We start from the raw sequence: 5,546 nt of genomic DNA, 5'->3' as shown, positions 1-5,546 counted from the left end.
GCCACAAGCTCAGGGTCTTCACCGCGGGCCAGAAACGCCGCGTCACCCCAGCCATCAAGCGCCAGATGCGACGGCGGTCGGCGGTCGAGCCCGTCATCGGCCACATCAAGAGCGAACACAGAATGGGCCGCAACTACCTCGCCGGCCAGCAGGGCGACACCCTCAACGCCATCCTGGCCGCCGCCGGCTACAACTTCTCCCTCCTGCTCAGGTGGCTGAAGGGGTTTTTGTCGCTCTTGATTGCCCTGCTTCAAATCCGGCCGAAGCCGGTCGCCGCTTAGGGCTCGGATTGTTCACGGTCGACTAGTGAGCACTCTCCAATATGTTAGGCTCTGTCGCAGTAGCGCAACAAGCTCAGTCTTTGGATGGGTGGTATGAGGATGAGACGACTGAATGTGTACAGGCTCAGTCTTTTTATCGAGGCTCTCGTTTTTGTCGTAAGCGCGTTCGGTGCGACGTGGCTTACCAGCTTTGTGAACGCGCCATGGTGGACATATGTGATTATAGCGGCCATCGCTATGGGCATGTTCGTCGCCGTGCGTGGGGTCCTTTCTGAGCCGCAACGTATGGGACTCTTGGCACACAACTCGGCAGCGACCTCTGCGTGAACCCAGACGCCTTGAAAATGTGCCCGATGCGTCCGGATTTTTGGCGGTGATCTTCATCAAATGCGATGAGCTGCAATTTCTGGCGACGGCCACGCTAAGGGCGGGCCTCCAGCACCATGTTGAACGGTGTCTCCGCGGCGCGACGCAATCGCTTGAAGCCGCCGCCGGTCACAACCTTGCGCAGCCTCGCCTCACCGGCCTGGGCTCCAAGCGCGAGCCCGACTTCCTGCGACACGGATGCGGGCGTGCACACGAAAGTGGAAGCGGCATAGTAAACGCGGCCGACGGGATTGAGGTTCGCCGCCAGATGATCATGCGCGAACGGCTCGACGATCATCCACGTGCCGTCCGGCTTGAGCGATCCGTGGACATGGGTGGCGGCGCCCGTCGGGTCGCCCATGTCGTGAAGGCAATCGAAGAATGTGACGAGGTCATAGGTTCCGGGATAGCTCTTGGCGGCCGCCACGTCGAACCGCGTGTTAACGCCGACGCCGGCTACCTCGGCCGCCTTGCGGGCGCGCTCAATCGAAGGGGCATGATAGTCGAAGCCGACGAAGCGCGAATTGGGGAAGGCCTGTGCCATGAGCACGGTCGATGCACCATGACCGCATCCAACATCCGCGACGTCCACGCCGCGTTCGAGCTTCTCGACGACGCCCTCCAAGGCCGGCAGCCAGGAGTCGATCAGATTGGCATTGTAGCCTGGACGGAAGAACCGTTCCGTACCGCGAAACAGACACGCGCTATGATCGTGCCACCCGACGCCCTTGCCGGACTGGAATGCCTGCCTCACCTTTTCTTCATCGAGCCACAGCGCGGACAGGAACTCGAATGCGCCTGCCATGAAGGCCGGGCTGTCTTCATCAGCGAACACCAGCTCTTGCTCGGCGTTGAGATAGAATTTGTCGCTCGCTTCATCGTAGTCGACGTAACCCGCCGCCGCCTGCCCGGAAAGCCATTCCCTTACGAGGCGTTCCTGGGTGCCGGTGCGTGTCGAAAGTTCGGCGGCCGTCATCTTGCCGCCTTCGCGCAATGCCTTGAACAGGCCGAGTCTGTCCCCCAGCAGGACTCCCGCGCCCGTTGCGATCGCACCGAGATCGCCGACCATTTTCCCCAAGAATGCGTCCAACTTTTCCTGATTCGCTTCAGACATCTGAATCTCCCTTTGGGTTCAATCTCTCCAGGCGACGGAGCCGTGCTCGTCATGAGGCGCCTTGAGCATCAGATGCTCGAAGACATGCAGATATCCCCGGCGGCTCATTCCGCGCTGCCGATCCTGCACCAGACCATATGGGTGACGACCGGCGCGGTGGTCGGGAATGACAGCCACCTCCATGCCGTTGAAAAGCAGGAAATCCGTCACTTTGCCCTCGTCGGTAACCGGCGGAGCCGGAGTGGTCGTCACCAGGGCAAGCCCTGTTGCAGCAGGTATCCTTGGGCAGCCTGTCAGAACATCGATGACTCCGGTTGTGGTGCCGGGGTGGGCGATCAGGGGCCAAGTGATTGTTCCGCGGCGGCTGTATGTTGTGGTAAGGTGATCATGCGAACTCTTGTTGGTCGGTCACGTGTTTTGCGGATGACCCGCATGTACTGTGCCAAATGAGAAAACCATTCAAACGCAATCCAGTAGATCTGACTGTATCCGACATTGTCGGAATTTGGACATCGCCGAACGCGAAGCGCTCGGGGCTTGTGACGATACTTGAGCGTGCTGCTTCGGAGGAGGGATGAGCCTCGAACCGGCCGCGAGGCCTTTTTCTGGCAACGGATATTCCGGCCGGGTTAGGCCGCGAGGAAAGCGACGGTGAATAAGAGGTAGAGGACCAACCGTTTTGAGCGGGTAGTTGCCGTGTTGCGCCCCCAGGCAAAGGCCAGCACCACGGAGCAGTATTTCTGGTGGCGATACTACAACGCCTTTTAGTGCCGGTTACCCGTTTTTACCCAGTTGGCCTGGTGCATTCAGAGCGAGCTCGTTGGAAACCGCTTATTGTGGCTATGAGCGAACTCGGGATGGAGGAGTGGACCCAAAAATTGGCAAAATGCCCCAGGGAGGATTACATGGGTCGCTCATTCCCCGTACTCGTTACAGGTGCGCGTCGCTTCGCAAACAGCTTGCTTTTGACTTGGCGTTTTTTGCCGTCTCGGCATCGCTCACTAATTCGGCCGCTGCCGACACCGTGAACTGGCGTCAATTCGAAGGGACCAGCATAACTTGGGCCTACGACATCCACCCCTATGCGGATGCTCTCGCTGCGCAATTTCCGGAGTTCGAGAAGCTGACCCGGCATCAAGGTCACGCCGGAACTCTACCCAGACGATTCTTACTGGAACAAGATGACGATCCAACTGACGACGAAGTCGCCAGCATGGGATGTGTTCGGCACTGGCATTCAGCCCGCGTAGGACCTCGCTCCGAGTGGCGCCCTGGAGCCGCTGGACAAATACCTGAGCGATTGGAAGCTTACCGATGCTGGATACGACTACATTACGTGGACATGATCAAGAAGTGCGCGGCTCCTTCCTTCGCGTCCGGCCGCAGCGCGATGACGATCGACTCAAATATGTTCGGCTTCTGGAACGATGTTGCGGGGAAGCCGGCATCCGGCAAGATCGCCTTCGCTCCGCCGCTGCACGCACCGAGCGCCACGAGCTTGGAGTCTGACATCTGGATCTGGGCTCTCGCCATGAACGCGGCTTCCGAAAAGAAGGGCACGGCCTGGCTGTTCATCCCGTGGGCCACCTCCAAGCAGGTGGCGCTCAAGGGTGCCCTTGCTGGCCAGCTCGTCAATCCGCCGCGCACGTCGACCTGGCAGACGACACCTGGACTAAGTACGCTTCGCAGCCCGAGTTCAACAACTTCGTTGACAGCTTCAAAAAGATACAGGACCAAGCCGCGCTGGCTTTCACACCGCGTGTCGGCTTCGGCGAAGCCATGAACGCATGGGCCGTGGCGATGCAGAAGATGGTAAACGGCGATGACGTCGAGACGACGTTGAGGGCGCTTGCCGAAGAAATCCGCACTGGCCTCTGATCAAAAGGAACAGGGCAGTACTATTGCACTGCCCTGTTCCCGCCAACGGCGGAGATCACGCCGTGTCACCCCAAGCACTTAAACCCAGCGTGCCGATGGCAGCCGAAGGACCTGGCGCGCGCGCCTCGTCCGGTTCGGCTTCGCTGGAGGGGCGTTCCATCGACTGTTTCAGCCTTGCAATCATCCAGGCGCTGGCCAAAAGCCAGATGGAGCGCCGGCTCAGGAACCGGCGCAAAAACTCGAGCCTGCCGGCGCTGATCGAGCTGGTGCTGGCGCGGCCGCTGGTGTCGGCAGGTCTGGTCGCGGCCGAGCTGAAAATTAGCCAGCGCGCTGCGCTCGGGCTGGTGCCGAACTCGGCATCCGTGAGGTGACCGGCAGGGGGCGCTACCGGGCGTGGGACCCCGTTTAGCTGCGGCGGGCTTTGGCGAAAGCGACAGCACTGATGATTTTTGCTGTACGCTCATTCTCCCTCATCTGCGCGTTGACAGAAAACCAGCAGGCGAGGGTCACAGCACGCTGTGCTCCCCGCGATTTCCGGAAAACCAATGAAAAACGACTTTGATCGATCGCGCGGGACGTATCATTCAACCATGTCGAGAACGGGCGTGACGGCACGTACACTATGGACCGAGAGAACTTTGTCTGGCGACTTTGCGCACGCTTGCAAAACTCTTCGGAAAACTTCCTTCTGTTGATCCAATGATCGTAATGAGCTGGAGTGGCATCGCCGCTCTCCTCGGTTCTTGCTCTCTCAGTTGAACTTGATGCTAGCCTGCACGAAAACGCCGTAGCGCTTTGCCTTCCAATCGTCGGCCTGCGGGGAACCACGACCGCCCATTGCCTCTTCGAAATGAGCGGTGCCGTTATTCGCCACGGCCGCAACACCGCCTCGAGCTGGACGCCATGCCCATCGCCGTCTTCGGGAATTAGCTTGATCTTGGGCGCATGTGGTGCTGCTCTTTGCCGTCGAGCCGCGTGAAGAGGAACGCCACGTCACCAGAAAGGCTGAGTCGCTCGGTGAGTTGCGTCTGCCCGGCCAAGCCGAGTCGCAGCGAATGCCAATCGTTGTCCTGGCTGAGAGGTTGACGTAGGTGGGACGGTTGGCACACAGGTTCCCCAGTTGGTCGCCTGCTGCGTGCAACCGAAAGCATCGTAGCTCTCGTGCCAGAAATTGTTGCCAACAAAAGCACCGATGCGGTAGCGCGGTGAGTTCAAGAAATTATATCCAAGATCGGCGGTGAAATAGCTGACGCCGCCCCCGCGCTGATCACTGAATGTGTTTGAGTAGCCCCCCATTTCCGTAAGAAGTCCTCGTCATGAGAAAATCCTCCCTGATGCCGCCCGCACCGAGGAGGCCTTTACGAAAATGCCAGTCGGATTGTGGACTCGAATGCGCGTCTAGATCGTCATAGGTGAGCCGCGAGACCAGTGACGTACCTTTATGATTGTAAAGTTCCTTCGATGCGTTGCCGGTACTGGCCAGTAACGTAGTCCACCCTCGAAGGAAAAGACTGAGGCCGCCGACCCGGCTACCGACGCCGACTCGCAATCACCGGCACTCGACGGCGGTTCGGAACTTCTCGGTGCCGCAGCGCCGGCCAAGCCGGACGGGCCCGGTGAAAAATTCGTCGTCGAGGGCAAGGCGCCCGCTGCTGCGCCCGGCCGCGCCGACGATTTTTCTTGGCCGCCAAGGCGGCAGCCTGCGGCCGGGGCCACAACCGAAACGACCACGGCGATCAGTCCGTAAGCTGCCCGGGGCAGCGGCAGGGCGGAAAGCGCCTTCAGGTGGCCGCACAAGTAGGGCTTCGAGACGGACCCAGCGCGGCAGCACGCTCGATCCCATCAGCGCCTCATCGATGCCGCGCGCCGCCTGGCGGCCCTCGCGGATCGCCCAGACGACCAGCGAC

At 60.2% G+C, this 5,546-nt stretch carries 3 protein-coding genes and 3 pseudogenes; 3 read left to right on the top strand and 3 right to left on the bottom strand.

All coding sequences use genetic code 11. The features are described 5' to 3' along the window. Positions 1 to 281: transposase (locus EN964_RS22645; RefSeq protein WP_206528745.1), on the top strand; the 281-nt coding region annotated here is incomplete at its 5' end. Between the two features lie 421 nt (positions 282 to 702). On the opposite strand, the gene EN964_RS22640 is transcribed toward EN964_RS22645, so the two are convergent. From EN964_RS22640 to EN964_RS38745, 3 genes and pseudogenes are all read right to left on the bottom strand, one after another. Then, positions 703 to 1,761 carry a class I SAM-dependent methyltransferase gene (locus tag EN964_RS22640; protein WP_024504268.1) on the bottom strand — a complete coding sequence of 353 codons (1,059 nt, stop codon included), beginning with the start codon at positions 1,759 to 1,761 and terminating at the stop codon, positions 703 to 705. Between the two features lie 57 nt (positions 1,762 to 1,818). Beyond that, a pseudogene (locus EN964_RS22635) lies at positions 1,819 to 2,040 on the bottom strand (insulinase family protein); the annotation flags it as partial. Between the two features lie 1,053 nt (positions 2,041 to 3,093). After that, positions 3,094 to 3,498 carry a hypothetical protein gene (locus tag EN964_RS38745; protein WP_245465187.1) on the bottom strand — a complete coding sequence of 135 codons (405 nt, stop codon included), beginning with the start codon at positions 3,496 to 3,498 and terminating at the stop codon, positions 3,094 to 3,096. 329 nt (positions 3,499 to 3,827) lie between these two features. On the opposite strand from EN964_RS38745, the pseudogene EN964_RS39440 reads away from it, so the two are divergent. Further along, a pseudogene (locus EN964_RS39440) lies at positions 3,828 to 4,048 on the top strand (helix-turn-helix domain-containing protein); the annotation flags it as partial. Positions 4,049 to 5,191: 1,143 nt separating this feature from the next. Next, positions 5,192 to 5,386, top strand: a pseudogene (locus EN964_RS38740) (DUF459 domain-containing protein); the annotation flags it as partial. Between the last annotated feature and the right edge of the window lie 160 nt (positions 5,387 to 5,546).

It is taken from the genome of Mesorhizobium sp. M7A.F.Ca.CA.001.10.2.1, assembly GCF_003998575.1.
In the GTDB taxonomy this organism is placed as follows: Bacteria; Pseudomonadota; Alphaproteobacteria; order Rhizobiales; family Rhizobiaceae; genus Mesorhizobium.
The sequence above is the reverse complement of the archived record's forward strand: the minus strand, read 5'-3'. Positions and strand labels throughout refer to the sequence as shown.

Coding starts and splice junctions, on each gene's coding strand:
- EN964_RS22640 (WP_024504268.1), bottom strand. CDS start 1,761: ATGTCTGAAGCGAATCAGGAAAAGTTGGACGCATTCTTGGGGAAAATG.